Origin of the sequence: Streptomyces sp. NPDC057950 (assembly GCF_042887295.1) — a bacterium.
Lineage (GTDB): Bacteria > Actinomycetota > Actinomycetes > Streptomycetales > Streptomycetaceae > Streptomyces > Streptomyces kaempferi.
In genome coordinates this window covers 241,045-266,933 of sequence record NZ_JBHVPP010000005.1, presented here as the reverse complement: position 1 = coordinate 266,933, position 25,889 = coordinate 241,045, and the positions used below count along the sequence as shown (strand labels likewise).

The 25,889-nt window shown below is 70.9% G+C and carries 24 protein-coding genes and 1 riboswitch; of the genes, 22 read left to right on the top strand and 2 right to left on the bottom strand.

The genetic code is table 11. The annotated features are described in order from the left end of the window. Positions 1-95: 95 nt before the first annotated feature. The 20 genes from ACFVTC_RS11895 (at position 96) to ACFVTC_RS11800 (ending at position 21,449) form a co-directional block, all read left to right on the top strand. Positions 96-1,889, top strand: coding sequence for a DUF5941 domain-containing protein (locus ACFVTC_RS11895; RefSeq protein ID WP_390126514.1), 1,794 nt, complete (start codon positions 96-98; stop codon positions 1,887-1,889). Then, positions 1,886-2,638: a sugar phosphate nucleotidyltransferase gene (locus ACFVTC_RS11890; RefSeq protein ID WP_390126438.1), complete on the top strand. Its 753-nt coding sequence runs from the start codon at positions 1,886-1,888 to the stop codon at positions 2,636-2,638. The genes ACFVTC_RS11895 and ACFVTC_RS11890 overlap by 4 nt, the downstream gene beginning before the upstream one ends. After that, the gene (locus tag ACFVTC_RS11885) at positions 2,626-3,687 is read left to right on the top strand and encodes an iron-containing alcohol dehydrogenase family protein (RefSeq protein ID WP_390126437.1); all 1,062 of its coding nucleotides are present in this window, start codon (positions 2,626-2,628) and stop codon (positions 3,685-3,687) included. The genes ACFVTC_RS11890 and ACFVTC_RS11885 overlap by 13 nt, the downstream gene beginning before the upstream one ends. Further along, the gene (locus ACFVTC_RS11880) at positions 3,665-4,444 is read left to right on the top strand and encodes a CDP-alcohol phosphatidyltransferase family protein (RefSeq protein ID WP_390126436.1); all 780 of its coding nucleotides are present in this window, start codon (positions 3,665-3,667) and stop codon (positions 4,442-4,444) included. Before ACFVTC_RS11885 ends, ACFVTC_RS11880 begins: the two co-directional genes overlap by 23 nt. Before the next feature lie 8 nt (positions 4,445-4,452). Continuing rightward, a complete protein-coding gene (locus ACFVTC_RS11875) occupies positions 4,453-5,325 on the top strand; it encodes a glycosyltransferase family 2 protein (protein ID WP_390126435.1) in 873 nt (290 codons plus the stop codon). Positions 5,326-5,423: 98 nt separating this feature from the next. Then, entirely contained in the window at positions 5,424-6,353 is a 930-nt protein-coding gene (locus ACFVTC_RS11870; protein WP_390126434.1) for an ABC transporter permease, read from the top strand. After that, positions 6,346-7,119, top strand: coding sequence for an ABC transporter ATP-binding protein (locus ACFVTC_RS11865; protein WP_390126433.1), 774 nt, complete (start codon positions 6,346-6,348; stop codon positions 7,117-7,119). The genes ACFVTC_RS11870 and ACFVTC_RS11865 overlap by 8 nt, the downstream gene beginning before the upstream one ends. Before the next feature lie 358 nt (positions 7,120-7,477). Further along, positions 7,478-8,380 carry a squalene synthase HpnC gene (gene hpnC / locus ACFVTC_RS11860; protein ID WP_390126432.1) on the top strand — a complete coding sequence of 301 codons (903 nt, stop codon included), beginning with the start codon at positions 7,478-7,480 and terminating at the stop codon, positions 8,378-8,380. After that, positions 8,377-9,327 (top strand): presqualene diphosphate synthase HpnD, encoded by a 951-nt coding sequence (gene hpnD, locus ACFVTC_RS11855; RefSeq protein ID WP_153287594.1) that lies wholly within the window; start codon positions 8,377-8,379, stop codon positions 9,325-9,327. Before hpnC ends, hpnD begins: the two co-directional genes overlap by 4 nt. Further along, positions 9,327-9,467 (top strand): DUF6380 family protein, encoded by a 141-nt coding sequence (locus tag ACFVTC_RS11850; protein WP_329527972.1) that lies wholly within the window; start codon positions 9,327-9,329, stop codon positions 9,465-9,467. The genes hpnD and ACFVTC_RS11850 overlap by 1 nt, the downstream gene beginning before the upstream one ends. Beyond that, the gene (hpnE, locus tag ACFVTC_RS11845) at positions 9,464-11,014 is read left to right on the top strand and encodes a hydroxysqualene dehydroxylase HpnE (protein WP_390126431.1); all 1,551 of its coding nucleotides are present in this window, start codon (positions 9,464-9,466) and stop codon (positions 11,012-11,014) included. The genes ACFVTC_RS11850 and hpnE overlap by 4 nt, the downstream gene beginning before the upstream one ends. Further along, positions 11,011-12,141, top strand: coding sequence for a polyprenyl synthetase family protein (locus tag ACFVTC_RS11840; RefSeq protein ID WP_390126430.1), 1,131 nt, complete (start codon positions 11,011-11,013; stop codon positions 12,139-12,141). The genes hpnE and ACFVTC_RS11840 overlap by 4 nt, the downstream gene beginning before the upstream one ends. A 153-nt stretch (positions 12,142-12,294) precedes the next feature. Then, positions 12,295-14,298, top strand: a complete 2,004-nt coding sequence (gene shc, locus ACFVTC_RS11835) for a squalene--hopene cyclase (protein WP_390126429.1) — start codon at positions 12,295-12,297, stop codon at positions 14,296-14,298. Further along, positions 14,298-14,939, top strand: a complete 642-nt coding sequence (locus ACFVTC_RS11830) for a 1-hydroxy-2-methyl-2-butenyl 4-diphosphate reductase (RefSeq protein WP_390126428.1) — start codon at positions 14,298-14,300, stop codon at positions 14,937-14,939. The genes shc and ACFVTC_RS11830 overlap by 1 nt, the downstream gene beginning before the upstream one ends. Positions 14,940-14,944: 5 nt before the next feature. Next, positions 14,945-15,967, top strand: a complete 1,023-nt coding sequence (gene hpnH / locus ACFVTC_RS11825) for an adenosyl-hopene transferase HpnH (RefSeq protein WP_390126427.1) — start codon at positions 14,945-14,947, stop codon at positions 15,965-15,967. 4 nt (positions 15,968-15,971) lie between these two features. Beyond that, positions 15,972-17,129 (top strand): flavodoxin-dependent (E)-4-hydroxy-3-methylbut-2-enyl-diphosphate synthase, encoded by a 1,158-nt coding sequence (gene ispG, locus ACFVTC_RS11820; protein ID WP_390126426.1) that lies wholly within the window; start codon positions 15,972-15,974, stop codon positions 17,127-17,129. Between the two features lie 28 nt (positions 17,130-17,157). Continuing rightward, on the top strand, positions 17,158-19,056 hold the full coding sequence (gene dxs, locus ACFVTC_RS11815) for a 1-deoxy-D-xylulose-5-phosphate synthase (protein WP_390126425.1): 1,899 nt from the start codon (positions 17,158-17,160) through the stop codon (positions 19,054-19,056). Continuing rightward, positions 19,053-20,453: an aspartate aminotransferase family protein gene (locus ACFVTC_RS11810; protein ID WP_390126424.1), complete on the top strand. Its 1,401-nt coding sequence runs from the start codon at positions 19,053-19,055 to the stop codon at positions 20,451-20,453. The genes dxs and ACFVTC_RS11810 overlap by 4 nt, the downstream gene beginning before the upstream one ends. Before the next feature lie 184 nt (positions 20,454-20,637). Next, entirely contained in the window at positions 20,638-21,291 is a 654-nt protein-coding gene (locus ACFVTC_RS11805; RefSeq protein WP_390126423.1) for a helix-turn-helix domain-containing protein, read from the top strand. Then, positions 21,288-21,449, top strand: a complete 162-nt coding sequence (locus tag ACFVTC_RS11800) for a DUF6126 family protein (protein ID WP_390126422.1) — start codon at positions 21,288-21,290, stop codon at positions 21,447-21,449. The genes ACFVTC_RS11805 and ACFVTC_RS11800 overlap by 4 nt, the downstream gene beginning before the upstream one ends. A gap of 51 nt (positions 21,450-21,500) precedes the next feature. Here the strand turns inward: ACFVTC_RS11800 and ACFVTC_RS11795 are convergent, their stop codons facing one another. Continuing rightward, positions 21,501-22,298 carry a tyrosine-protein phosphatase gene (locus ACFVTC_RS11795; RefSeq protein WP_390126421.1) on the bottom strand — a complete coding sequence of 266 codons (798 nt, stop codon included), beginning with the start codon at positions 22,296-22,298 and terminating at the stop codon, positions 21,501-21,503. Between the two features lie 567 nt (positions 22,299-22,865). After that, positions 22,866-23,022: riboswitch (cyclic di-AMP (ydaO/yuaA leader) on the top strand. Between the two features lie 5 nt (positions 23,023-23,027). Between ACFVTC_RS11795 and ACFVTC_RS11790 the strand changes: the two genes are divergently transcribed. Then, positions 23,028-23,897, top strand: coding sequence for a M23 family metallopeptidase (locus tag ACFVTC_RS11790; RefSeq protein ID WP_390126420.1), 870 nt, complete (start codon positions 23,028-23,030; stop codon positions 23,895-23,897). A 275-nt stretch (positions 23,898-24,172) separates the two neighbouring features. Beyond that, on the top strand, positions 24,173-24,958 hold the full coding sequence (locus ACFVTC_RS11785; RefSeq protein ID WP_390126513.1) for an SGNH/GDSL hydrolase family protein: 786 nt from the start codon (positions 24,173-24,175) through the stop codon (positions 24,956-24,958). An 80-nt stretch (positions 24,959-25,038) separates the two neighbouring features. Here the strand turns inward: ACFVTC_RS11785 and ACFVTC_RS11780 are convergent, their stop codons facing one another. Next, the gene (locus ACFVTC_RS11780) at positions 25,039-25,659 is read right to left on the bottom strand and encodes a TetR/AcrR family transcriptional regulator (protein WP_390126419.1); all 621 of its coding nucleotides are present in this window, start codon (positions 25,657-25,659) and stop codon (positions 25,039-25,041) included. Between the last annotated feature and the right edge of the window lie 230 nt (positions 25,660-25,889).

The following is a 25,889-nucleotide window of genomic DNA, read 5'->3' as shown; positions in this document are numbered from 1 at the left end:
GGACGAGCGGGAGGACCAGGAAAGGGCCCGGACCCGGGCCGTCCCACCACGCACATGCCGGCGCGAGGCCGCCCGGCACCCAGGGAGTGAGTTCGCTGTCGACCGCCATCCTCACCGGCCAGCCGGTCCCCGGATCGTCGCTCGAGGGCGATCTGCGGTCGCTCGGGTTCGACGTGCGGTCCGCCGCCGAAGCCGGTGACGCCGAGACCCTGCTGGCCGCCGTACCGGCGGGTGAGCGGGTCGCCGTCGTCGACGCCCGCTTCGTCGGACACCCGCACGCCCTGCGCCTCGGCCTCACGGACCCCCGGTTCCCGGCCTCCGCGGTGCACGGCGCCGTGTCCGTGCAGCCCGAGGCCCGCCGGGCGCTGACCCGCGCCATGGCCCGCGAGAGCTCCGCGTCCGGCGGCGTGGCCGTCGCGACCGACAACCTCGCGGGGCGCCTCACCGCGGCCCTCGACGCGGACGGCGTCGCCGTGTACCGCCCCGAACTGGGCTCGCTGGTGGCCGCCGTCCCCACCGACCCGCAGGAGCGCAACGAGATCCGGCAGGCCGTCTCCGCCGTGGACGACGAGGCCATCCGGCTGCGCAGCGCCGTGAAGGCCCGCGACGGCTTCTTCACCACGTACTGCATCAGCCCGTACTCCCGCTACCTCGCCCGCTGGTGCGCCCGCCGCGGCCTGACCCCGAACCAGGTCACCACCGCCTCGTTGCTGACCGCGCTGATCGCCGCGGGCTGCGCCGCCACCGGCACCCGCGCCGGGTTCGTCGCGGCCGGCCTGCTGCTGCTGTTCTCCTTCGTCCTGGACTGCACCGACGGGCAGCTGGCCCGCTACTCCCTGCAGTACTCGACGCTCGGCGCCTGGCTGGACGCGACCTTCGACCGTGCCAAGGAGTACGCCTACTACGCCGGCCTCGCCCTCGGCGCGGCCCGTGGCGGCGACGACGTGTGGGCGCTCGCCCTGGGCGCGATGATCCTGCAGACCTGCCGGCACGTCGTCGACTTCTCCTTCAACGAGGCGAACCACGACGCCACCGCCAACACCAGCCCCACCGCGGCCCTCTCCGGCAAGCTCGACAGCGTCGGCTGGACGGTCTGGGTGCGCCGGATGATAGTCCTGCCCATCGGCGAACGATGGGCGATGATCGCCGTTCTCACGGCGCTGACCACACCCCGGATCACCTTCTACGCGCTGCTCGCCGGCTGCGCCTTCGCGGCGACGTACACCACGGCGGGCCGGGTACTGCGCTCGCTGACCCGCAAGGCCCGGCGCACGGACCGGGCGGCACAGGCGCTGGCCGACCTCGCGGACAGCGGACCGCTCGTCGAGCTGCTGGTCCGCCTCGCGCGCGGCACCGTCCGGCACACGGCGCCCGTCAGCGCCCTCGTCGGCGGCTTCCTCGTGGTCGCCTCGGCCGTGCTGTGGGGCTCCGGCTGGCAGACCGTCGTGTTCGCCGTCGTCCACACGCTCATGTCCGCCACAGCCGTCGTCCGCCCCCTCAAGGGCGCCCTCGACTGGCTGGTCCCGCCGGTCTTCCGTGCCGCCGAGTACCTCACCGTTCTGGTACTCGCGGCCAAAGCCGACATGAACGGAGTGCTTCCCGCGGCTTTCGGCCTGGTGGCCGCGGTCGCCTACCATCACTACGACACGGTGTACCGCATCCGCGGCAACGCGGGCGCGCCGCCGCGCTGGCTGGTGCGGGCGACCGGGGGCCACGAAGGCAGGACGCTGCTGGTCACCGTCCTGGCCGCGGTGCTCACCGCCGCACAGTTCGAGGTCGCGCTCACGGCGCTCGCCGTGGCCGTGGCCGTGCTGGTGCTCTTCGAGAGCATCCGCTTCTGGGCGTCCTCCGGGGCGCCCGCCGTACACGATGAAGGAGAACCCGCATGATCGGCCTCGTGCTGGCGGCCGGCGCCGGACGGCGTCTGCGCCCCTACACCGACAGCCTCCCCAAGGCTCTCGTGCCGGTTGGTCCCGCGGGCATAGAGGACAGCATCACGGTCCTGGACCTGACCCTCGGCAACTTCGCCGAGATCGGTCTGACCGAGGTCGGCATCATCGTCGGCTACCGCAAGGAAGCCGTCTACGACCGCAAGGCGGCCCTGGAGGAGAAGTACGGCCTCAGGATCACCCTCATCGACAACGACAAGGCCGAGGAGTGGAACAACGCCTACTCCCTGTGGTGCGGCCGTGACGCCCTCACGGACGGTGTGATCCTCGCCAACGGCGACACCGTGCACCCGGTCTCCGTCGAGCGGACGCTGCTCGCCGCCCGCGGCGACGGCAAGCGGATCATCCTCGCCCTCGACACGGTCAAGAAGCTCGCCGACGAGGAGATGAAGGTCGTCGTGGACCCCGACAAGGGCGTCCGCAAGATCACCAAGCTCATGGAGCCCTCGGAGGCGTCCGGCGAGTACATCGGCGTCACCCTCATCGAGGGCGAGGCCGCGGCCGACCTCGCGGACGCGCTGAAGACGGTGTGGGAGACGGACCCGCAGCAGTTCTACGAGCACGGCTACCAGGAGCTCGTCAACCGCGGCTTCCGGATCGACGTGGCACCGATCGGCGACGTCAAGTGGGTCGAGATCGACAACCACGACGACCTCGCCAAGGGACGTGAGATCGCGTGCCAGTACTGACGAGGCTCATCCCCTCGCCGGTCGTCGTCGACATCCGCCCGGGTGCCCTGGACGACCTGGCGAGCGTCCTGTCCGACGAGCGGATCTCCCACTCGGGCAAACTCGCCGTCGCGGTCAGCGGCGGATCGGGAGCCGGGCTGCGCGAGCGGCTCGCCCCGGCCCTGCCCGGCGCCACCTGGTACGAGGTCGGCGGCGGCACCCTGGACGACGCGATCCGGCTGGCCGGCGACATGAGAGCGGGCCACTACGACGCGGTCGTGGGTCTGGGCGGCGGCAAGATCATCGACTGTGCGAAGTTCGCCGCCGCGCGGGTCGGCCTGCCCCTGGTCGCCGTGCCGACGAACCTCGCCCACGACGGCCTGTGCTCCCCGGTCGCGACGCTCGACAACGACGCGGGCCGCGGGTCCTACGGCGTGCCGAACCCGATCGCGGTGGTCATCGACCTCGACGTGATCCGCGAGGCCCCCGTGCGCTTCGTCCGGGCCGGCATCGGCGACGCAGTCTCCAACATCTCCGCGATCGCGGACTGGGAGCTGGCCCACCGCGTCAACGGCGAGAAGATCGACGGCCTGGCCGCCGCGATGGCACGGCAGGCCGGCGAGGCCGTGCTGCGCCACCCCGGCGGCATCGGCGACAACGGCTTCCTCCAGGTGCTCGCCGAAGCCCTGGTCCTCAGCGGGATCGCCATGTCGGTCTCGGGCGACTCCCGCCCCTCGTCGGGCGCCTGCCACGAGATCAACCACGCCTTCGACCTCCTCTTCCCCAAGCGCGCCGCGAGCCACGGCGAGCAGTGCGGCATGGGGGCGGCCTTCGCGATGTACCTGCGGGGGGCGCACGAGGAGTCGGTGTACATGGCCGAGGTGCTGCACCGCCACGGGCTGCCGGTGCTGCCCGAGGAGATCGGCTTCACGGTGGACGAGTTCGTCCAGGTCGTGGAGTTCGCCCCGCAGACCCGGCCAGGCCGCTACACGATCCTCGAACACCTCGACCTGAAAACCCACCAGATCAAGGACATCTACTCCGACTATGCCAAGGCCATCAGTAGCTGAACTCCGCCCCGTCGTTCATCCCGCAGGGGTGAAGGACCGGCGCAGCGGTGAGCACTGGGCGGGACGCCTGTACATGCGAGAGATCTCGCTGCGCTGCGACCGGTACCTGGTGAACACCAGGATCACGCCCAACCAGCTCACGTACCTGATGACCGTCTGCGGCGTGCTCGCGGCCCCGGCCCTGCTGGTGCCGGGGATCGCGGGCGCGGTGCTCGGCGTGGTCGCGGTCCAGCTGTACCTGCTCCTGGACTGCGTCGACGGCGAGATCGCGCGTTGGAAGAAGCAGTACTCGCTCGGCGGGGTCTACCTGGACCGCGTCGGCGCCTACCTGACCGACGCGGCCGTCCTCGTCGGCCTCGGGCTGCGCGCCGCCGACCTGTGGGGCGGCGGGCGCGTCGACTGGCTGTGGGCCTTCCTCGGCACGCTGGCGGCTCTCGGCGCGATCCTGGTCAAGGCCGAGACCGACCTCGTCGGCGTGGCCCGCCACCAGGGCGGACTGCCGCCGGTCAAGGAGGCCGCGTCCGAGCCCCGCTCGTCCGGCATGGCCTTCGCGCGCCGGGCCGCCGGCGCGCTCAAGTTCCACCGGCTGATCCTCGGCATCGAGGCGACCCTGCTGATCCTGGTCCTGGCGATCGCCGACCAGGTCAGGGGGGACCTGTTCTTCACCCGGCTCGGCACCGCCGTCCTCGCGGGCATCGCGCTCCTGCAGACCGTGCTGCACCTCGTGTCCATCCTCGCCTCCAGCAGGCTGAAGTGAGTGCCGGGATGAGGGTCGGCGCGGTCGTCATCACCATGGGCAACCGCCCCGACGAGCTCCGGGCCCTGCTGGACTCCGTGGCCAAGCAGGACGGTGAGCGGGTCGAGGTGGTCGTGGTCGGCAACGGCTCGCCCGTCCCGGACGTCCCGGAGGGCGTACGCACCGTCGAGCTGCCCGAGAACCTGGGCATACCCGGCGGCCGCAACGTCGGCATCGAGGCTTTCGGGCCCGGCGGCGCCGACGTCGACGTCCTGCTCTTCCTCGACGACGACGGGCTCCTCGCCACCCACGACACCGCCGAGCTGTGCCGCCGCGCCTTCGCCGCCGACCCGGCGCTCGGCATCATCAGCTTCCGTATCGCCGACCCGGGGACCGGCGAGACCCAGCGCCGCCACGTGCCGCGACTGCGCGCCTCGGACCCGATGCGCTCCTCCCGCGTCACCACCTTCCTCGGCGGCGCCAACGCGGTCCGTACGAAGGTCTTCGGCCAGGTCGGAGGACTTCCGGACGAGTTCTTCTACGCCCATGAGGAGACCGACCTGGCATGGCGGGCCCTCGACGCGGGCTGGATGATCGACTACCGGTCCGACATGGTGCTGTACCACCCGACGACGGCGCCCTCGCGGCACGCGGTCTACCACCGCATGGTGGCCCGCAACCGAGTCTGGCTCGCCCGCCGGAACCTTCCCGCCCCGCTCGTGCCCGTCTACCTGGGCGTATGGATGCTCCTGACGCTGGCCCGCCGCCCCTCCGGACCCGCGCTGAAGGCATGGTTCGGCGGTTTCAAGGAGGGCTGGACCAGCTCGTGCGGCCGGAGGCGTCCCATGAAGTGGCGTACGGTGTGGCGCCTGACCAGACTGGGCCGGCCTCCCGTCATCTGACAAGCTCGTTCCTGTGAGCACGTGGCCCCGGCCCCGGTCCCGTGCCCATGGCCCTGCCCCACCCGGCCGTGCGCATCCGAAGACGAAAGTTTCCCCTTGTGAGTGACACAACGCAGGACGGAGCGGTCGCGGTGAGTGACCGACCGTCGCCCGATGACGGGCTCTCCGCCGCCGAGCTGGCCGGAAAGTACGGGCTCGCGGTCAGCGGTGCCCGGCCCGGCCTCGTCGAGTACGTGCGTCAGCTGTGGGGGCGGCGGCACTTCATCCTGGCCTTCTCGCAGGCGAAACTCACCGCCCAGTACAGCCAGGCCAAACTCGGCCAGTTGTGGCAGGTGGCGACGCCCCTGCTGAACGCCGCCGTGTACTACTTCATCTTCGGTCTGATCCTGAAGGCCAGCCGGGGCATGTCGCACGACACGTACATCCCGTTCCTGGTGACCGGCGTCTTCGTCTTCACCTTCACGCAGAACTCGATCATGGCCGGGGTCCGGGCGATCTCGGGCAACCTCGGGCTGGTGCGCGCGCTGCACTTCCCGCGTGCCTCGCTGCCCATCTCCTTCGCGCTCCAGCAGCTTCAGCAGCTGCTGTTCTCGATGCTCGTGCTGTTCGTCGTGGTGATCGCGTTCGGCAGCTACCCGGGTCTGTCCTGGCTGCTGATCGTGCCGGTGCTGGCGCTGCAGTTCCTCTTCAACACCGGCCTCTCGCTCATCGTGGCCAGGCTGGGCGCGAAGACCCCGGACCTCGCCCAGCTGATGCCGTTCATACTGCGCACCTGGATGTACAGCTCGGGTGTGATGTTCTCCATCAGCAACCTGCTCGCCGGCCGCCCGGAGTGGGTCATCCGCGCGCTCCAGGTGAACCCGGCCGCGATCTACATGGACCTGATGCGCTACGCGCTCATCGACGGCTACGGTGCCTCGCACCTGCCGCCGCACGTGTGGGCGATCGCGGTCTTCTGGGCCGTGCTCCTGGCCGGAGGCGGATTCGTGTACTTCTGGAAGGCGGAAGAGAGGTACGGCCGTGGCTGACCAGGCGTCCCACATCCCCACCGTCATCGCGGACGAGCTGCACATCGTCTACCGCGTGAACGGCGCCAAGACCGGCAAGGGCAGCGCCACCTCCGCGCTCAGCCGCATCCTCAAGCGGGGCGAGGAACGGGGCGTGCGCAAGGTGCACGCCGTCCGGGGCGTCTCCTTCACCGCCTACCGCGGTGAGGCCGTCGGTCTGATCGGCTCCAACGGCTCCGGCAAGTCCACCCTTCTCCGGGCCATCGCCGGACTGCTGCCCGCCGAGAAGGGCAGGGTCTACACGGACGGCCAGCCCTCCCTGCTCGGCGTGAACGCGGCCCTGATGAACGACCTGACGGGCGAGCGGAACGTCATCCTGGGCGGGCTCGCGATGGGCATGTCCCGCGAGCAGATCAAGGAGCGCTACCAGGAGATCGTCGACTTCTCGGGCATCAACGAGAAGGGCGACTTCATCACGCTGCCGATGCGGACGTACTCCTCGGGCATGGCGGCGCGGCTGCGCTTCTCCATCGCGGCCGCCAAGGACCACGACGTGCTGATGATCGACGAGGCCCTGGCCACCGGCGACCGCTCCTTCCAGAAGCGCTCCGAGCAGCGGATCCGCGAGCTGCGCAAGAGCGCGGGCACGGTCTTCCTGGTCAGTCACAACAACAACTCGATCCGCGACACCTGCGACCGCGTGCTCTGGCTGGAACGCGGCGAGCTGCGGATGGACGGGCCGACCGAAGAGGTCCTCAAGGAGTACGAGAAGTTCACGGGCAAATAGCCCGTCCCGCCCAGGGCCCCGCCGGAACGGTTCGGCGGGGCCCTGCGTCTGCGATGGAAAAGCCAACTCCTGCTGTCCGTAGGAATCTTGACGCCAATCGGTGTGTTGTTGTGATGTGCAGGACACCCCGACGGACCGTGCAGCGTTGTACAACGTAAGCTGTACCGGTGCTGAATCGCGGCAAGTGGGGCGATATTGCGCGACGCCCGGTACCCGCGCGCTGCGCGGACCTCCGGGCGGCGTGTCCGAAATGGGCAGTATTGGGTCGGCAGTGTAGAACGGGAGATGTGACGGCAATGGCTACGGAAACTCTCCAGCTCCGCGATGCGTGTGCCGTCCCCGCGCCGGGCGGCGAGCGGTGACCGAAGCCGGTACGGCCCGCACCGCAGACACGGAGCGCGGCACCCTCGACAAGGCCGCGGACGAGAACTTCCCCGTCGCGCCCTTCTTCCTGCCCCGGGCCTGGCGCGACGACCTGATGGCGGTCTACGGCTTCGCCCGACTCGTGGACGACATCGGCGACGGCGACCTCGCGCCCGGCGGCGCGGACGCCCGGCTGCTCGGCGTGTCGCCCGAGGAGGCCGAGGACCGCGTCGTGCTCCTCGACGCCCTCGAGACGGACCTCCACCGAGTGTTCGATTCGACCCCGCTCCACCCCTTGCTGCGCCGCCTGCAGCCCACGGTCCGCCGCGCCGGCCTCACCCCCGAGCCCTTTCTGGGCCTGATCGGGGCCAACCGCCAGGACCAGCTCGTCACGCGGTACGAGACGTACGACGACCTGCTCGCCTACTGCGAGCTGTCCGCCAACCCGGTGGGACGCCTGGTCCTCTCGGTCACCGGCACCTCGACGCCCGAGCGGGTCCGCCGCTCCGACGCGGTGTGCACGGCGCTGCAGATCGTCGAGCACCTCCAGGACGTGGCCGAGGACCTCGGCCGCGACCGCATCTACCTTCCCGCCGAGGACATGAAGCGCTTCCATGTCCAGGAGGCGGATCTCGCCACGGCCACGGCAGGCGCACCGGTGCGCGCGCTGGTTGCATACGAAGCAGAACGCGCGCTCCTCCTCCTGAATGAAGGCACCCCCCTCGTGGGTAGCGTCCACGGCAGGCTGAAGCTGCTGCTCGCGGGGTTCGTGGCAGGGGGAAGGGCGGCAATCCGTGCGATTGCCGTCGCTGAATACGACGTACTTCCCGGCCCGCCCAAGCCCGGCAAGCTCCAGTTGCTGCGCGAGGTGGGAGTGACTCTGCGAGGAAAGGGGTGATCCGGACCGTGGAGTCGGAACAACACGTGTCCGCACCGGTACTCGCCGCTTACAGCTACTGCGAGGCAGTGACCGGTCAGCAGGCGCGTAATTTCGCGTACGGCATCCGACTTCTCCCGACGCCCAAGCGTCGTGCGATGTCGGCGCTCTACGCGTTCTCACGGCGTGTCGACGACATCGGCGACGGCACGCTGGCACCGGATGTGAAGGCGGCCCGCCTCCAGGACACCAGGGCGCTGCTCACCCGGGTCCGCGAGGGCCGGGTCGACGAGGACGACACCGACCCGGTCGCGGTCGCCCTCAGTCACACCGCGGCGTACTTCCCGGTGCCGCTCGGCGGCCTCGACGAGCTCATCGACGGCGTCCTGATGGACGTACGCGGTGAGACTTACGAGACCTGGGACGACCTGAAGGTGTACTGCCGGTGCGTGGCCGGGGCGATCGGGCGGCTCTCGCTCGGCGTGTTCGGTACGGAACCGGGGGCGCGCGGCGCCGAACGCGCGCCGGAGTATGCCGACACGCTCGGGCTCGCGCTCCAGCTCACCAACATCCTGCGGGACGTACGTGAGGACGCCGGGGACGGGCGGACCTATCTGCCCGCCGACGACCTCGCGAAGTTCGGCTGCTCGGCCGGGTTCGACGGGCCGACGCCGCCGGAGGGGTCCGACTTCGCGGGCCTGGTGCACTTCGAGGTGAGACGGGCCCGCACCCTCTTCGCGGAGGGATACCGGCTGCTGCCCATGCTGGACCGGCGCAGCGGCGCCTGTGTCGCGGCCATGGCGGGCATCTACCGGCGGCTGCTGGACCGCATCGAGCGGGAGCCGGAGGCCGTGCTGCGCGGCCGTGTCTCGCTGCCGGGCCGGGAGAAGGCGTACGTCGCCGTGCGCGGCCTCTCCGGCCTGGACGCGCGGCACGTGTCCCGCCGCACCGTCAGGAGGCGCACCTGATGGACAATCTGGGCCAAGGTGACTCCACCGGAGGAAAGCGGCACGCAACCCTCCGGTGGTCCGCGGCGTCCCTGACTGCGACGGCCGGTCGTACACCGTTCGAAGACCGCGGCGGGCCGAAGGGGGAGGACGCACGATGAGCGAGGCCACGCAGCCGGGGGAGCCCGACCCGGCCGGTCCGGACGGTCCGACCGGATCGGACCGCGCGGGGACGCCCGCCGGTGCGGCCGGCCCCGGGACATCCGCCGTGGTGGTCGGTGGCGGGCTCGCCGGGATCACCGCCGCGCTCTCGCTCGCCGACGCCGGGGTACGCGTGACGCTGCTCGAGGGCAGGCCGCGGCTGGGCGGGCTGGCCTTCTCCTTCCAGCGTGGCGAGCTCACCGTGGACAACGGCCAGCATGTGTTCCTGCGCTGCTGCACCGCCTACCGGTGGTTCCTCGAGCGCATCGACGCGACCTCGCTGGCGCCGGTGCAGGATCGTCTCGACGTGCCCGTTCTCGACGCGGAGGGCACCGAGGGACGACGGCTCGGCAGAATCGGCCGCACCGCGCTGCCGGTACCGCTGCATCTCGCGCGCAGTCTGGCGACGTATCAGCATCTGTCGCTCACCGAGCGCGCCAAGGTCGGCCGTGCCGCTCTGGCGCTCAAGGCGCTCGACCTCGACGATCCGGCGCTCGACGACCAGAACTTTGGCAGCTGGCTCGCCGGGCACGGTCAGTCGGAGCGCGCCGTCGAGGCACTGTGGGACCTGGTGGGGGTCGCCACCCTCAACGCGGTGGCCGGCGACTCGTCGCTCGGGCTCGCCGCGATGGTGTTCAAGACCGGTCTGCTGTCCGACCCGGGCGCGGCCGACATCGGCTGGGCGCGCGTCCCGCTGGGCGAACTGCACGACACACTGGCCCGCAAGGCGCTCGACACCGCGGGCGTCCGTACCGAAGTCCGTACACGAGTCACCTCCATCTCCCTCGACGAGAACGGGCGTTGGAGCGTTCAGGTTCCCGGCGAGACACTCGACGCGGACACCGTGGTGCTCGCCGTACCCCAGCGCGAGGCGCACGATCTGCTGCCCGCGGGCGCGCTGGACGCCCCCGGGCGACTCCTGGAGATCGGCACCGCGCCGATCCTCAACGTCCACGTCGTCTACGACCGCAAGGTGCTCACGCGGCCGTTCTTCGCGGCGCTCGGCTCCCCGGTGCAGTGGGTCTTCGACCGCACCGAGGCGTCCGGACTGCGGGAGGGGCAGTACCTGGCCCTGTCCCAGTCGGCCGCGCAGCACGAGATCGACGAGCCCGTCGCCGTCCTGCGCGAGCGCTATCTGCCGGAGCTGGAGCGGCTGCTGCCCGCCGCCCGCGAGGCCGAGGTGAAGGACTTCTTCGTGACCCGGGAGCGCACCGCGACGTTCGCCCCCGCCCCTGGCGTCGGGCGGCTGCGTCCCGGCGCCCGTACCAACGCTCCCGGCCTGTATCTGGCCGGCGCGTGGACCGCCACCGGGTGGCCCGCGACCATGGAGAGCGCGGTCCGCAGCGGTGCCGGTGCGGCGGGAGCCGCACTGACCGCCCTGGGCCGGCCCCGCGATCACCTCCTCGCGTTCGAGGAGACGGGCCGCACCCTCCCGGGGGACACCCCCCGGGCCCGGGGCCGAACACCGGCGGGATCCGGCGCTTCACCGCGAGGTGGACTCAGGTGAGGGTCGAGCAGCGCGCGGTGGACCCCCGCACCCCCGGTACCGCAACAAGAGGAGAGACTGTGCCCACTGTGCCCCCGGCCGAATCGGCTGCCGACGCGGTGGACGTGACCGCGCTCCTCGAGCGCGGCCGGACCCTGGCCACACCGGTGCTGAAAGCGGCCGTCGACCGCCTGGCGTCGCCCATGGACACCGTCGCCGCCTACCACTTCGGCTGGATCGACGCGGCGGGCAACCCCGCGGACGGCGACGGTGGCAAGGCCGTGCGCCCGGCGCTGGCCGTCCTGTCCGCGCAGGCCGCGGGCGCCGCCCCGGAGGTCGGCGTGCCCGGCGCGGTCGCGGTGGAGCTGGTGCACAACTTCTCGCTGCTGCACGACGACCTGATGGACGGCGACGAGCAGCGCCGCCACCGCGACACCGTCTGGAAGGTGCACGGCCCCGCCCAGGCGATCCTGGTCGGCGACGCCCTGTTCGCGCTGGCCAACGAGATCCTCCTCGAACTCGGCACCGCCGAGGCCGGCCGTGCCACCCGCCGTCTGACCACGGCCACCCGCGCCCTCATCGACGGCCAGGCACAGGACATCTCCTACGAGCACCGCGACCGGGTCAGCGTCGAGGAGTGCCTGGAGATGGAGGGCAACAAGACGGGCGCCCTGCTCGCCTGCGCCTGCTCGATCGGCGCGGTCCTCGGCGGCGCGGACGACCGCACCGCCGACACGCTGGAGAGGTACGGCTACCACCTCGGCCTGGCCTTCCAGGCCGTCGACGACCTCCTCGGCATCTGGGGCGACCCGGAGGCCACCGGCAAGCAGACCTGGAGCGATCTGCGCCAGCGCAAGAAGTCCCTGCCGGTCGTGGCGGCGCTCGCCGCGGGCGGCCCCGCCTCGGAGCGGCTGGGCCAACTGCTCGCCGAGGACGCCAAGGCCAGCGACTTCGAGAACTTCTCCGAGGAGGAGTTCGCGGCCCGCGCCGCGCTCATCGAGGAGGCGGGCGGCCGCGAGTGGACCGCCCAGGAGGCACGCCGTCAGCACACCATCGCCATCGAGGCACTGAACGCCGTCGAGATGTCCGACCAGGTGCGGGCCCAGCTCGTCGCGCTCGCCGACTTCGTAGTCGTACGGAAGAGATGATCACTATCGGTCGAATAAACCTCGCGTAGTCGCCGGCCGGTGTCTCCCCTCCAGGTTCTCCGTTTCGTACGAGAACGGGGGACCCCATGAGAGCGACACACCGGCCGACGGCGGACCCACAGCAGAGACGTACCACTGCACGAAGGGGAAGCCATGACAGCGACGACCGACGGAAGCACCGGGGCACTGCCGCCCCGCGCTGCCGCGGCCAGCGAAATCCAGCCAGAGACGACTCCCGTGGCGGCCGGGACAGTCGAGACCCGAGACGTCGCCGAGCACGCCATACAGCGTGCCACCGGCTACCTGCTCTCGCGGCAGGACGCCGAGGGCTGGTGGAAGGGCGACCTCGAGACGAACGTCACGATGGACGCCGAGGATCTGCTCCTGCGCCAGTTCCTGGGGATCCTCGACGAGACGACCGCCCAGGCCGCCGGTCTGTTCATCCGGGGCGAGCAGCGCGAGGACGGAGCCTGGGCCACTTTCTACAACGGCCCCGGCGACCTCTCCGCCACCGTCGAGGCGTACGTCGCCCTGCGACTGGCCGGGGACGCCCCCGACGCGCCGCACATGGCGAAGGCCGCCGCGTGGGTCCGTGAGCGGGGCGGCATCGCCTCGGCCCGCGTCTTCACCCGGATCTGGCTCGCCCTGTTCGGCTGGTGGAAGTGGGACGACCTCCCCGAACTCCCGCCGGAACTCATCTACTTCCCGAAGTGGATGCCACTCAACATCTACGACTTCGGATGCTGGGCGCGGCAGACGATCGTGCCGCTCACCATCGTGTCGGCGAAGCGCCCCGTGCGGCCCGCGCCGTTCCCGCTGGACGAGCTGCACACCGACCCGGGCAACCCCAATCCCGTCAGGCCCACGGCCCCCGTGGCGAGTTGGAACGGCGTCTTCCAGCGGCTGGACAAGGCGCTGCACCAGTACCGCAAGGTCGCACCGGGGCCGCTGCGCAGGGCCGCCATGAACGCGGCGGCGCGCTGGATCATCGAACGGCAGGAGAACGACGGCTGCTGGGGCGGCATCCAGCCGCCCGCGGTGTACTCCGTCATCGCGCTCCACCTGCTCGGCTACGACCTCGACCACCCGGTGATGCGTGCCGGGCTGGAGTCCCTGGACCGCTTCACGGTGTGGCGCGAGGACGGGGCCCGGATGATCGAGGCCTGCCAGTCGCCCGTCTGGGACACCTGCCTGGCGACCATCGCACTGGCCGACGCGGGCCTGCCCGCCGACCATCCGCAACTGGTCAAGGCCGTGGACTGGATGCTCGGCGAGGAGATCGTCAGACCCGGCGACTGGTCGGTGAAACGGCCTCATCTCCCGCCGGGCGGCTGGGCGTTCGAGTTCCACAACGACAACTACCCCGATATCGACGACACCGCCGAGGTGGTCCTCGCGCTGCGCCGGGTGCGTCACCACGACCCGGAACGCGTCGAGAAGGCGATCGGGCGCGGGGTGCGCTGGAACCTCGGCATGCAGTCCAAGGACGGCGGCTGGGGAGCGTTCGACGTCGACAACACCAGCTCCTTCCCCAACCGGCTGCCGTTCTGCGACTTCGGCGAGGTGATCGACCCGCCGTCCGCGGACGTCACCGCGCACGTGGTGGAGATGCTCGCGGTGGAGGGCCTCTCGCACGACCCGCGTACCCGCCGGGGCATCGAGTGGCTGCTCGCCGAACAGGAGCCGAACGGCTCCTGGTTCGGGCGCTGGGGCGTCAACTACGTCTACGGAACCGGGTCGGTGGTGCCCGCGCTGGTGGCCGCCGGCCTGCCCGCCTCGCATCCGGCGATCCGCCGGGCGGTCGGCTGGCTGGAGACCGTCCAGAACGAGGACGGCGGCTGGGGCGAGGACCTGCGCTCCTACGACGACGCCGCCGAGTGGAGCGGCCGGGGCGCCTCGACCGCCTCGCAGACCGGGTGGGCGCTGCTCGCGCTGCTCGCCGCCGGGGAGCGCGACTCCAAGGCCGTGGAGCGCGGCGTCGACTGGCTCGCGCAGACCCAGCTGCCCGACGGCTCCTGGGACGAGCCGTACTTCACCGGCACCGGGTTCCCGTGGGACTTCTCGATCAACTACCACCTCTACCGGCAGGTCTTCCCGCTCACCGCGCTCGGCCGCTATGTCAACGGCGAGCCGTTCGCCGAGGTCAAGGGGGGTTGATGAGTACGAAGCCCGAACCGGCCCCGCTGCTGATCGCCTGTGCGCTCGGCATCGAGCACCTCGCCCTGCGCAGCGGCGACCGGAGCGGTTCCGACGGGCCCGTCACCGTCCTGCGCACCGGCATGGGGCCCAGGGCCGCGGAGCTCTCGCTCGGACGGGTCCTCGCCGACCCGGCGCTGCGCGAGGCCGCGGTCCTGGCCACGGGCTTCTGCGCGGGGCTCGCCCCGGGCATGCACCCCGGCGACCTGGTGGTCGCCGAGGAGACCCGGGATCCGCGTGGCAGCACTCCGTGCGTGGGCACCGAGCTGCTGGTCAAGGAGCTGGTGCGGGCCGTACCCGGGCGCACCGTCCATACGGGGCCGCTCACCGGCTCCGATCACGTCGTCCGCGGTCACGAACGGTCGGACCTGTTCGCGACCGGCGCCATCGCGGTCGACATGGAGTCCGCGGCCACGCTGCACAGCGCCGTCCGCGCGGGTCCACGTCCGGTTGCGGCCGTCCGGGTGGTCGTGGACGCTCCGGAACATGAACTCGTCCGTATCGGCACGATACGCGGTGGAATATCAGCTTTCCGTGTTCTTCGTGCCATCCTTCCCGCTTTCTTTGAATGGCACCGTTCTTTGCTGCTCCCTCGGAGGTGAGCCAGATGGCCATGCCACTTCGGCAGTCCATGAAGGTCGCTGCATACCTGTTTGAACAGAAGCTCAGGAAGCGGGACAAGTTCGCGCTGATTGTCGAGCTGGAACCCCTCTTCGCGTGCAATCTCGCGTGCGAGGGATGTGGCAAGATCCAGCACCCGGCGGGTGTGCTCAAGCAGCGGATGCCGGTGGCCCAGGCCGTGGGCGCGGTACTGGAGTCCGGCGCCCCGATGGTGTCCATCGCGGGCGGCGAGCCGCTGATGCACCCGCAGATCGACGAGATCGTGCGGCAGTTGGTGGCCAAGAAGAAGTTTGTCTTCCTGTGCACCAACGCGATGTTGCTGCGCAAGAAGATGGACAAGTTCAAGCCCTCGCCGTACTTCGCGTGGGCCGTGCACATCGACGGGCTGCGTGAGCGGCACGACGAGTCCGTGGCCAAGGAAGGCGTCTTTGACGAGGCGGTCGCAGCCATCAAGGAGGCCAAGCGCCGCGGCTTCCGGGTCACCACCAACTCGACCTTCTTCAACACCGACACCCCGCAGACCATCATCGAGGTCCTCAACTACCTCAACGACGACCTGAAGGTCGACGAGATGATGCTCTCGCCCGCCTACGCCTACGAGAAGGCCCCCGACCAGGAGCACTTCCTCGGCGTCCAGCAGACCCGGGAACTGTTCAAGAAGGCCTTCGCGGGCGGCAACCGGCGCCGCTGGCGGCTCAATCACAGCCCGCTCTTCCTGGACTTCCTGGAGGGCAAGGTCGACTTCCCGTGCACCGCGTGGGCGATCCCGAGCTACTCGCTCTTCGGCTGGCAGAAGCCCTGCTACCTGATGAGCGACGGGTACGTGCAGACGTACAAGCAGCTCCTGGAGGAGACCGACTGGGACTCCTACGGCCGCGGCAAGGACGACCGGTGCGCCAACTGCATGGCGCACTGCGGCTACGAGCCGACCGCCGTCCTCGCCACCATGGGCTCCCTCAAGGAGTCCCTGCGCGCCACCCGCGAGACGTTCACGGAAAGCCGCGGGTGACGTCATGACCGCCGTTTCCTTGGGCCTCCCCGAGGTGCCGGTCCGACCGATCGCGGAACGCCGTGTGTCACGGCGGATCCAGGTCGGACCGGTGGCGGTCGGGGGAGGAGCACCCGTCTCCGTGCAGTCGATGACGACGACGCGTACGTCGGACATCGGCGCGACGCTGCAGCAGATCGCCGAGCTGACGGCGTCCGGCTGCCAGATCGTCCGGGTCGCCTGTCCCACCCAGGACGACGCGGACGCCCTCGCGACCATCGCCCGCAAGTCACAGATCCCGGTGATCGCGGACATCCACTTCCAGCCGAAGTACGTCTTCGCCGCCATCGACGCGGGCTGCGCGGCGGTGCGGGTGAACCCGGGCAACATCAAGCAGTTCGACGACAAGGTGAAGGAGATCGCGCGCGCCGCCTCCCAGGCGGGCACGCCCATCCGGATCGGTGTGAACGCGGGCTCGCTCGACCGGCGCCTGCTCCAGAAGTACGGCAGGGCGACGCCGGAGGCGCTCGTCGAGTCGGCGCTGTGGGAGGCGTCCCTCTTCGAGGAGCACGGGTTCCGGGACATCAAGATCTCGGTCAAGCACAACGACCCGGTCGTCATGGTCAACGCCTACCGCCAACTGGCGGCGGCCTGCGACTATCCGCTCCATCTGGGCGTCACGGAGGCCGGTCCGGCGTTCCAGGGGACCATCAAATCCGCTGTCGCGTTCGGGGCGTTGCTCGCCGAGGGCATCGGGGACACCATCCGGGTCTCCCTGAGCGCGCCGCCCGCCGAGGAGTGCAAGGTCGGTATCCAGATCCTGGAGTCGCTGGGCCTGCGTCAGCGGCGCCTGGAGATCGTCTCGTGCCCGTCCTGCGGTCGCGCCCAGGTGGACGTCTACAAGCTGGCCGACGAGGTCACGGCCGGTCTGGAGGGGATGGAGGTCCCGTTGCGCGTCGCGGTCATGGGCTGCGTCGTCAACGGCCCCGGAGAGGCGCGGGAGGCGGACCTGGGGGTCGCCTCCGGCAACGGCAAGGGGCAGATCTTCGTCAAGGGCGAGGTCATCAAGACCGTGCCCGAGTCGAAGATCGTCGAGACCCTCATCGAGGAAGCGATGAAGATCGCCGAGCAGATGGAGAACGACGGCGTCGGGTCCGGGGAGCCGGCCGTCACCGTGAGTTGATCAGCACGGACCGAGAGGGGGCCCGAGCGTGACGATTCTGGAGAGCATCCGGGGACCACGCGACCTGAAGGCGCTGTCCGAGGCGGAGGTCGGTGAACTGGCCGATGAGATCAGGGAGTTCCTGGTGCACGCGGTCGCCAGGACCGGTGGACATCTCGGGCCCAATCTGGGGGTGGTGGAACTCTCCATCGCACTCCACAGGGTCTTCGAGTCACCCGTCGACCGCATCCTGTGGGACACCGGTCACCAGAGCTATGTGCACAAGCTTCTGACGGGACGTCAGGACTTCTCCAAGCTGCGCGGGAAGGGGGGCCTGTCCGGCTACCCCTCGCGCGGGGAGTCCGAGCACGACATCATCGAGAACAGCCACGCCTCCACGGCGCTCGGCTGGGCGGACGGGCTCGCCAAGGCCCGCCAGGTGCAGGGGGAGAAGGGGCACGTCGTCGCGGTCATCGGCGACGGCGCGCTGACCGGCGGGATGGCGTGGGAGGCGCTGAACAACATCGCCGCCGCGAAGGACCGACCGCTGATCATCGTCGTCAACGACAACGAACGCTCGTACGCGCCGACCATCGGCGGCCTCGCCAACCACCTCGCCACCCTGCGGACGACGGACAGCTACGAGCGGGTGCTGGCCTGGGGCAAGGACGTACTCCTGCGCACCCCCGTCGTCGGACCCACGCTCTACGAGTCCCTGCACGGCGCCAAGAAGGGGTTCAAGGACGCCTTCGCACCCCAGGGCATGTTCGAGGACCTCGGACTCAAGTACGTCGGCCCGATCGACGGACACGACACGGGCGCCGTGGAGTCCGCGCTGCGGCGCGCGAAGCGCTTCCACGGGCCGGTGCTGATCCACTGTCTGACGGAGAAGGGCCGCGGCTACGAACCGGCGCTCGCCCACGAGGAGGACCGTTTCCACACGGTGGGCGTGATGGACCCGCTGACCTGTGAGCCGCTCGCGCCCTCCAACGGGCCCTCCTGGACCTCGGTGTTCGGCGACGAGATCGCCCGGATCGGGGAGGAGCGCGAGGACGTCGTGGCGATAACGGCGGCGATGCTGCACCCGGTGGGACTCGGCAGGTTCGCCGAGCGGTTCCCCGACCGGGTGTGGGACGTCGGGATCGCCGAGCAGCACGCCACGGTCTCCGCGGCCGGGCTCGCCACGGGCGGCCTGCACCCGGTCGTCGCCGTCTACGCCACCTTCCTCAACCGGGCCTTCGACCAGCTCCTGATGGACGTCGCGCTGCACCGCTGCGGCGTCACCTTCGTCCTGGACCGGGCCGGTGTCACCGGCGTCGACGGCGCCTCGCACAACGGCATGTGGGACATGTCCGTCCTGCAGGTCGTGCCGGGCCTCAGGATCGCCGCGCCGCGCGACGCCGACCAGCTCCGCGCCCAGTTGCGGGAGGCGGTCGCCGTCGACGACGCGCCGACGCTCATCCGGTTCCCGAAGGAGTCGGTGGGCCCGGCCGTCCCGGCGACCGACCGGGTGGGCGGCCTCGACGTCCTGCACCGGTCCGCGGCGACCCCGCAGGTGCTCCTCGTGGCCGTCGGCGTCATGGCGCCGGTCTGCCTCCAGGCCGCCGAACTGCTGGAGGCCCGGGGCATCGCCTGCACCGTCGTCGACCCGCGCTGGGTCAAACCCGTCGACCGGGCCCTGCCCGGCCTCGCGGCCGAACACCGGCTCGTGGCGGTCGTCGAGGACAACAGCCGGGCGGCCGGCGTCGGTTCGGCGGTCGCGCTGGCCCTGGGGGACGCCGATGTGGACGTACCCGTAAGGAGGTTCGGAATCCCGGAGCAGTTCCTCGCGCACGCCAAACGCGCGGAGGTGCTGGCCGACATCGGGCTCACGCCCGTCGAGATCGCCGGGCGGATCGGGGCCGCCCTGGCAGTCAAGGACGAGTTGTCCAAGGAGAAACAGGAATGACCACCCCTTCCGGGAAACAGGAGTTCGACCTCGGCGCGCTGCTGGCCGAGCGCGGGGCCGAGCGTTACGAGCTGCACACCAAGTACCTGAACCACCAGCTCCCGCGCATGCTCCACACCATCGGCTTCGACAAGGTGTACGAGCGGGCCGAGGGCGCGCACTTCTGGGACGCGGACGGCAACGACTACCTGGACATGCTCGCCGGGTTCGGGGTGATGGGCCTGGGTCGCCATCACCCCGTCGTCCGCCAGGCGCTGCACGACGTCCTGGACGCCTCGCTCGCCGACCTCACCCGCTTCGACTGCCAGCCCCTGCCCGGACTGCTGGCGGAGAAGCTGCTCACCCACAGCCCTCACCTGGACCGGGTGTTCTTCGCCAACAGCGGTACGGAGGCGGTGGAGACCGCTCTGAAGTTCGCCCGGTACGCCACCGGCAGGCCGAGGATCCTCTACTGCTCCCACGCCTTCCACGGGCTGACCACCGGGTCGCTGTCCGTGAACGGCGAGGACGGGTTCCGCGACGGCTTCGCCCCCCTGCTGCCCGACACCGCCGTCCCGCTCGGCGACCTCGACGCGCTGGCCCGCGAGTTGGCGCTGGGCGACGTCGCCGGGCTCATCGTCGAGCCCATCCAGGGCAAGGGCGTGCACGAGGCCCCGCCCGGCTATCTGCGCGCCGCCCAGGAACTGCTGCACCGGCACAAGGCGCTGCTCATCGCGGACGAGGTGCAGACGGGCCTGGGGCGGACCGGGGACTTCTACGCCTACCAGCACGAGGACGGTGTGGAACCGGACCTGGTGTGCGTGGCGAAGGCGCTGTCCGGCGGCTATGTGCCGGTCGGCGCCACCCTCGGCAAGGACTGGATCTTCAAGAAGGTCTACTCGTCGATGGACCGGGTCCTCGTCCACTCGGCGAGCTTCGGGTCCAACGCGCAGGCCATGGCGGCCGGGCTCGCCGTGCTCTCGGTGATGGAGAACGAGCAGGTCGTCGCGAACGCGCGGGCCACCGGGGAACAGCTGAAGACCCGGCTCGCGGCGCTCGTCGACACCTACGAGCTGCTCAGCGACGTCCGCGGCCGGGGGCTGATGATCGGCATCGAGTTCGGCCGGCCCAGGTCGCTCAAGCTGCGCAGTCGCTGGACCATGCTGCAGGCCGCGCGCAAGGGCCTTTTCGCGCAGATGGTCGTCGTCCCGCTGCTGCAGCGGCACCGCATCCTCACCCAGGTCTCCGGGGACCACCTGGAGGTGATCAAACTGATCCCGCCGCTGATCATCGGTGAGCGGGACGTGGACCGGTTCATGGAGGCGTTCGTCGCCGTGATGGACGACGCGCACAGCGGTGGCGGGCTGATGTGGGACTTCGGGAAGACGCTGGTCAAGCAGGCGGTGGCGAACCGCTAGGCCATGTCCGTCCGGTGCCGTCGGGCGCCGCCCGCCCGACGGGACCGGACGGACGCGCCCGGAGGGGGCGGTGCGCGGGGGCGGGCGGGGCGGAAGGCCCCCTCGATCGGGCACCGCCCATGATCTCTTTGCCTCTGAGGCAAGAAATTTGCCCGAGAGGCAATAGTGGGGCTCAATGGAGTGCATGAGCCCCATCGAGCCGGGGGCGGCGGACACGCCGCCCGAGACCGGGACAGCCGACCTGCTGCCGGTCGTCGCGCCGCAGCTGCGTGAGCTGCGGCGACGCGCCGCACTGACCCTGGAGGCCGCGGCCCGTGCCGCCGGGCTCTCGGCCGCCCACCTCTCCCGGCTGGAGACGGGGCAGCGCCAGCCCTCGCTGCCGATGCTGCTCGCACTCGCCCGTACCTACGGTACGACGGTATCGGAGCTGCTGGGCGAGAGGGCCGCCGAACGGGACGCCATCGTCCGCGCCGCCGACATGGAGCCGACCGCGGCAGGGGGCTGGACCTACTGGCAGGCCGGTTCCCCGGGCCGCGGGATGCAGGCGCTGCGGGTGCACGTCCCCTACGGCTCCCAGGGCGACATCGTGCGCGTCCACCCCGGCGAGGAGTGGCTCCACGTCCTCCAGGGGCGGCTGCGGCTGCGCCTCGGGGACACCACGCAGGTGCTCGCGCCCGGGGACAGCGCGCACTTCGACTCGCTGACCCCGCACCGGATAGCCGCCGCCGACCAGGCGGGGGCCGATCTCCTCTTCGTACACACCCTGCTGCAGAGCCCCGCCGCCGCGCTGTGCCTCGGCCCGGCGGCGGCGCACCCGACCCTGGGAGAGACGTCATGACGGAACCCGCGGAACCCACGGAGCCCGGCCCCCGGCGGTCCATGGAGGACAAGTTCCCCCGTGCGCTGTGGGTGCGGCTGATCATCTACGTCGCCGTCGGCCACCTCTTCGCGGCCTTCATCTACCTGCTGTTCACGCTGGGGGCGCAGAACCAGTAGACCCGGCGGGCGGTCGCGCGGCGCACAGCCGTGCGGCCCGGCCCGTGGACGTCAGTCGAGGAGCCGGTCGCGCAGCCGGTCGCGCAGTTCGGGGGTGAGTCGCAGGGCCTGCTCCAGATAGCCGTCGACGCCGCCCCAGGTCTCCTCGATCGTCTCGAAGGCCGCCGTCAGATACTCGGCCCGCGCGTCGAACAGCGGGCTGAGCAGCTCCATGACCTCGGGGGAGCGGGCCGTGTCCGAGGTGCCGTTGCGGTGCACCTTGTAGCGGCGGTGGCGCGCGTTCGACTCCAGGTAGTCGGCGACGATGGCGTCGCGCTCGACACCCACGGCGAGCAGCGTCACGGCTATGGACAGTCCCGCGCGGTCCTTGCCCGCGGCGCAGTGCATGAGTGCGGGCACGCTGTCCTCGGCGAGGGCGTGCAGCACCTGGGAGTGCTCCGCCGTCCGCTCGGTGATGATCGTGCGGTACGAGCCGATCATCCGGTCCGCCGCCCGGCCGCCGCCGAGGTGGGCACGGAGCTGGTCGAGCTCGCCGTCACGGACCATCTTCCAGAACTCGCTGCCGTCGGCCGGGTCGGTCAGTGGAAGGTTCACGTTCCGTACGCCGGGCAGCTCGACGTCCGGTCCCTCCAGTTTCTGGTCCGAGGCGTTGCGGAAGTCGAAGATCGTGTGCAGCCCGAGGGAGGAGAGGAACGCGGCGTCCTCCTTCGTGGCGTGCGCGAGGTGGCCACTGCGGAACAGCCGCCCGGACCGTACCCGCCGGCCGTCCACGGTGGGCAGGCCGCCCACGTCTCGGAAGTTGCGCACTCCGGCCAGCTCCGGCTCGGTCGACGGGACCTGCTGCGTCACGGGGGCTCCTCCCATAGGGCCGTCGGCACCGCTCCTCGTAGCCCGCCGACGGGAATCGCCTCTCGACGATACGACATGGGCACCTCGGGCGATGAGTTGTCCACAGGGGCTGCCTCCGAGGTGGGGCGGCCTTGATGACGGCCGTGCCGGAGCACCTCACGACCCTCGTCCTCGCGCGGCCGCGGAGCGACGCGGAGGTCGGCGCGGGGTGCCGCGGGACCGGGTGGGGATCTCGGTGCACTGGGCATCCGATTTAGCGGTATATGACCGTATTGATAAAAATAGGGCTTTGAGTGGAACTCGCCCTGGAATATGGCTGTCTGGGGTGGCGTGCGTGAGCAGCGTCATATACGTGACGATGCGTGGCGACCTTCTCCCCTCGGGATGCCCGCGCCACCCGGCGGACCACCGGTCCGAAAGGGCCCTCGTGCACGGAGGGTGACGGGCAATCAGGACATCGATCAAGAAAGGGGTGCGTAGGGAGATCGCGGACAGTTGTCGACGCCCTCTCCCCTCGCTTACGTTCGCCCTCAATCCGGACGGACGCCCAATCCTGCCGCCGCCCGGAATCCGCACTCACCCGTACACGGCAGGAGCGGGGGACCCACAGGTATCGCGCCTGTTCCGGTCTCCGGAACGGCTAGGGGTACAGCCGCGCTGCCGCGCGGCCGGACATCTCCAGTCCGCACCCGACAGCTCACCTCGCAGGCGCCGGAGAGGAAATGCGCCATGCCCGCGAAGGGTAAGCACCGTCGTCCCAAGTTTCTGCGTCTGCCCCGCTCGATCGCCGTGGTCGGCACCGGCGGTGCCGCGCTCGCACTGCCGCTGATGGGCGCCGTCTGCGCCCATGCGGCGGCCCCGGCGGCCGCCGTCCCGTCCGCCGTGCAGAAGATCACGACGGTCTCCGCGCCCGCCGGAACCGCCGTGGAGAAGTCCTCGGTGAAGACCTATGTCGTGAAGGCCGGCGACACGCTCGTGAAGATCGCCGACCGGCAGCACGTGAGCGGCGGCTGGAAGAAGCTCTACGCCGACAACCGCGCGGTCGTCGGCGGCGATCCGACGCGGATCAGCCCCGGTCTGAAGCTCACGATCGAGGGGCAGGACGCCACGGCCGGCGCCGCGCGGCCCGCCGTCGGAGCGACCACCGCGACCGGGACCACCGCGGCCACCGCGGCCAAGACCGCCGACGCGGGGTACACCCTGCCCGTCGAGGGAGCCACCATCGGCACCGGCTACAAGGTGCCCGGCAGCATGTGGTCCAGCGGCTACCACACCGGTGTGGACTTCGTGGTCCCGACCGGCACCACGATCAGGTCCGTCGCCGCGGGCACCGTGGTCTCGGCCGGCTGGGGCGGCGCGTACGGCAACCAGGTCGTCGTCCTGCACGCCGACGGCCGGTACTCGCAGTACGCCCACATGTCCGCCCTCTCCGTCTCGGCGGGGCAGACCGTGACCGAGGGGCAGCGACTCGGCCTGTCCGGGGCGACCGGCAACGTCACCGGTCCGCACCTGCACTTCGAGATCCGCACGACCCCCGTCTACGGCTCGGACGTGGACCCGGTCGCGTATCTGCGCTCCCACGGTGTCGTCGTCGGCTGACACCCCCACACGTCCAGAGGGCCGGACCCCACGCTCCACGGGTCCGGCCCTCTGCGTGCCGTCGGTGCCGCGCCGCCGCCCTTTTCCGGATCACGGGCTTTCAGGCGTGGTGGCTGTTCAACCACGCCTGAAAGAGCCCTATTCCGGAATTCGGCCGTTCTTCATGAGTGGCTTATCTCACCACCCGTCAACCCATTCCTACGGTCGCGTAGCTCACATCCCAGGGTGAATCATGGCTCGACGTGGCAGACGATTCGAAGAGTGACAACAGAGCGGTGATCGGGTCGTACGTGGCGGTGGGGGACAGCTTCACCGAAGGCGTCGGCGACCCCGGCCCCGAAGGAGCCTTCGTCGGTTGGGCGGACCGTTTCGCGGTACTGCTCGCGGACCGGCAGCCGGAAGGCGACTTCACCTACACCAACCTCGCCGTGCGCGGGAAGCTGCTCGACCAGGTCGTCGACGACCAGCTCCGGCGGGCCAAGGAACTCGCCCCGGACCTGGTCTCCTTCTGCGCGGGCGGCAACGACATCATCCGGCCCGGCACCGACCCCGACGAGGTCGCGGAGCGCTTCGAGCGCGCGGTGGCCGACCTCACCTCCGCCGTCGGCTCCGTCATGGTGACGACCGGGTTCGACACCCGTGGTGTCCCGGTGCTGAAGCACCTGCGCGGCAAGATCGCCACGTACAACGGGCATGTACGGGCCATCGCTGACCGCTACGGCTGTCCGGTCCTCGACCTGTGGTCCCTCAAGACGATCCAGGACCGGCGCGCCTGGGACGGCGACCGACTGCACCTGTCTCCGGAGGGTCACACCAGGGTCGCGCTGCGGGCCGGCCAGGTCCTCGGCCTCGACGTGCCCGCCGACCCGGACCAGCCCTGGCCTCCCCTGCCGCCCCGCGGCACGCTGGAGGTGCGGCGCGACGACATCCACTGGGCACGCGAGTACCTGGTGCCGTGGATCGGGCGGCGGCTGCGCGGGGAGTCCTCGGGCGACCACGTGGCGGCCAAGGGCAGCCTCTCGCCGGACGACATCAAGTTGCGGATCGGGTCCGTCGCCTGAGCGGGGTGACACATCGGGCGGCCGACGGGCGGGACCGCGGGGGCGGCTGCCCCGGGCGGCGGTGCGCCGGGGCGGGCGCCTCAGCGCACCGCCGCCGTGAGGGCCGCCCGGTCGAGCCCCAACTCCCGCGCGAGCGCGTCGTCCACCCACTCATGGGCCCGCGCCCGCGACACCGCGCCCGCATAAGCGGTCATCTGCACCGCAAGCCCGTCGAGCAGCGCCGTCAGCCGCAGTGCGGCCCCCGCGGGATCCGGGCACCGGAACTCGCCGCCCGCCACTCCCTCCGCGATGACCTCGGTGATCGCGGCCTTCCACTGCGTGTCGAGATCACGGGTGACCTCGCGCAGCGCGGGCTCGCGCAGGGCCGCGCCCCAGCCCTCGATCCACAGCCGCCAGCCCTTCGCCTGGCCGGTCGGCGCGTACCAGCGGACGGCCGCGCGCAGCCGTCGCAGCGCGGACGTACGGCGGCCGAGCAGCTTGCGCAGATGGGCGAGGTCGTCCTCGGCGGCATGGGTGAACGCGGCCGCCACCAGCTTCTCCTTGGTGGAGAAGTGATACAGCACCAACGCGTTGCTCACGCCGAGCGACGAGGCGACGTCGGCGATCCGTACCGCCGCCACGCCCCGCGCCTCGATCTGTCCGATGGCGGCCCGCAGCAACTCCTGACGCCGCTCCGCCACGCTCAACCGCACCCTTGCCACGCGGCAACCCTAGTGCCTCGCCCGGGTCGCACGACGAACCGACGGTCGATCCGGACCCGACCTGTCCCCCCGGACACCAGGAACTCCGGCCGCGCGTAAGAGGCTTGGACGGGAGCACTGGGGCGGGGTGGGGGAAAACACAAGCCCACCCCCCCGGCGGGGCGAGGGGCGGGTAGGAAACACACCCCAGGCGTAGGGGGGGGGCCCCCAGGGGAGACGGGAGCGGGAAG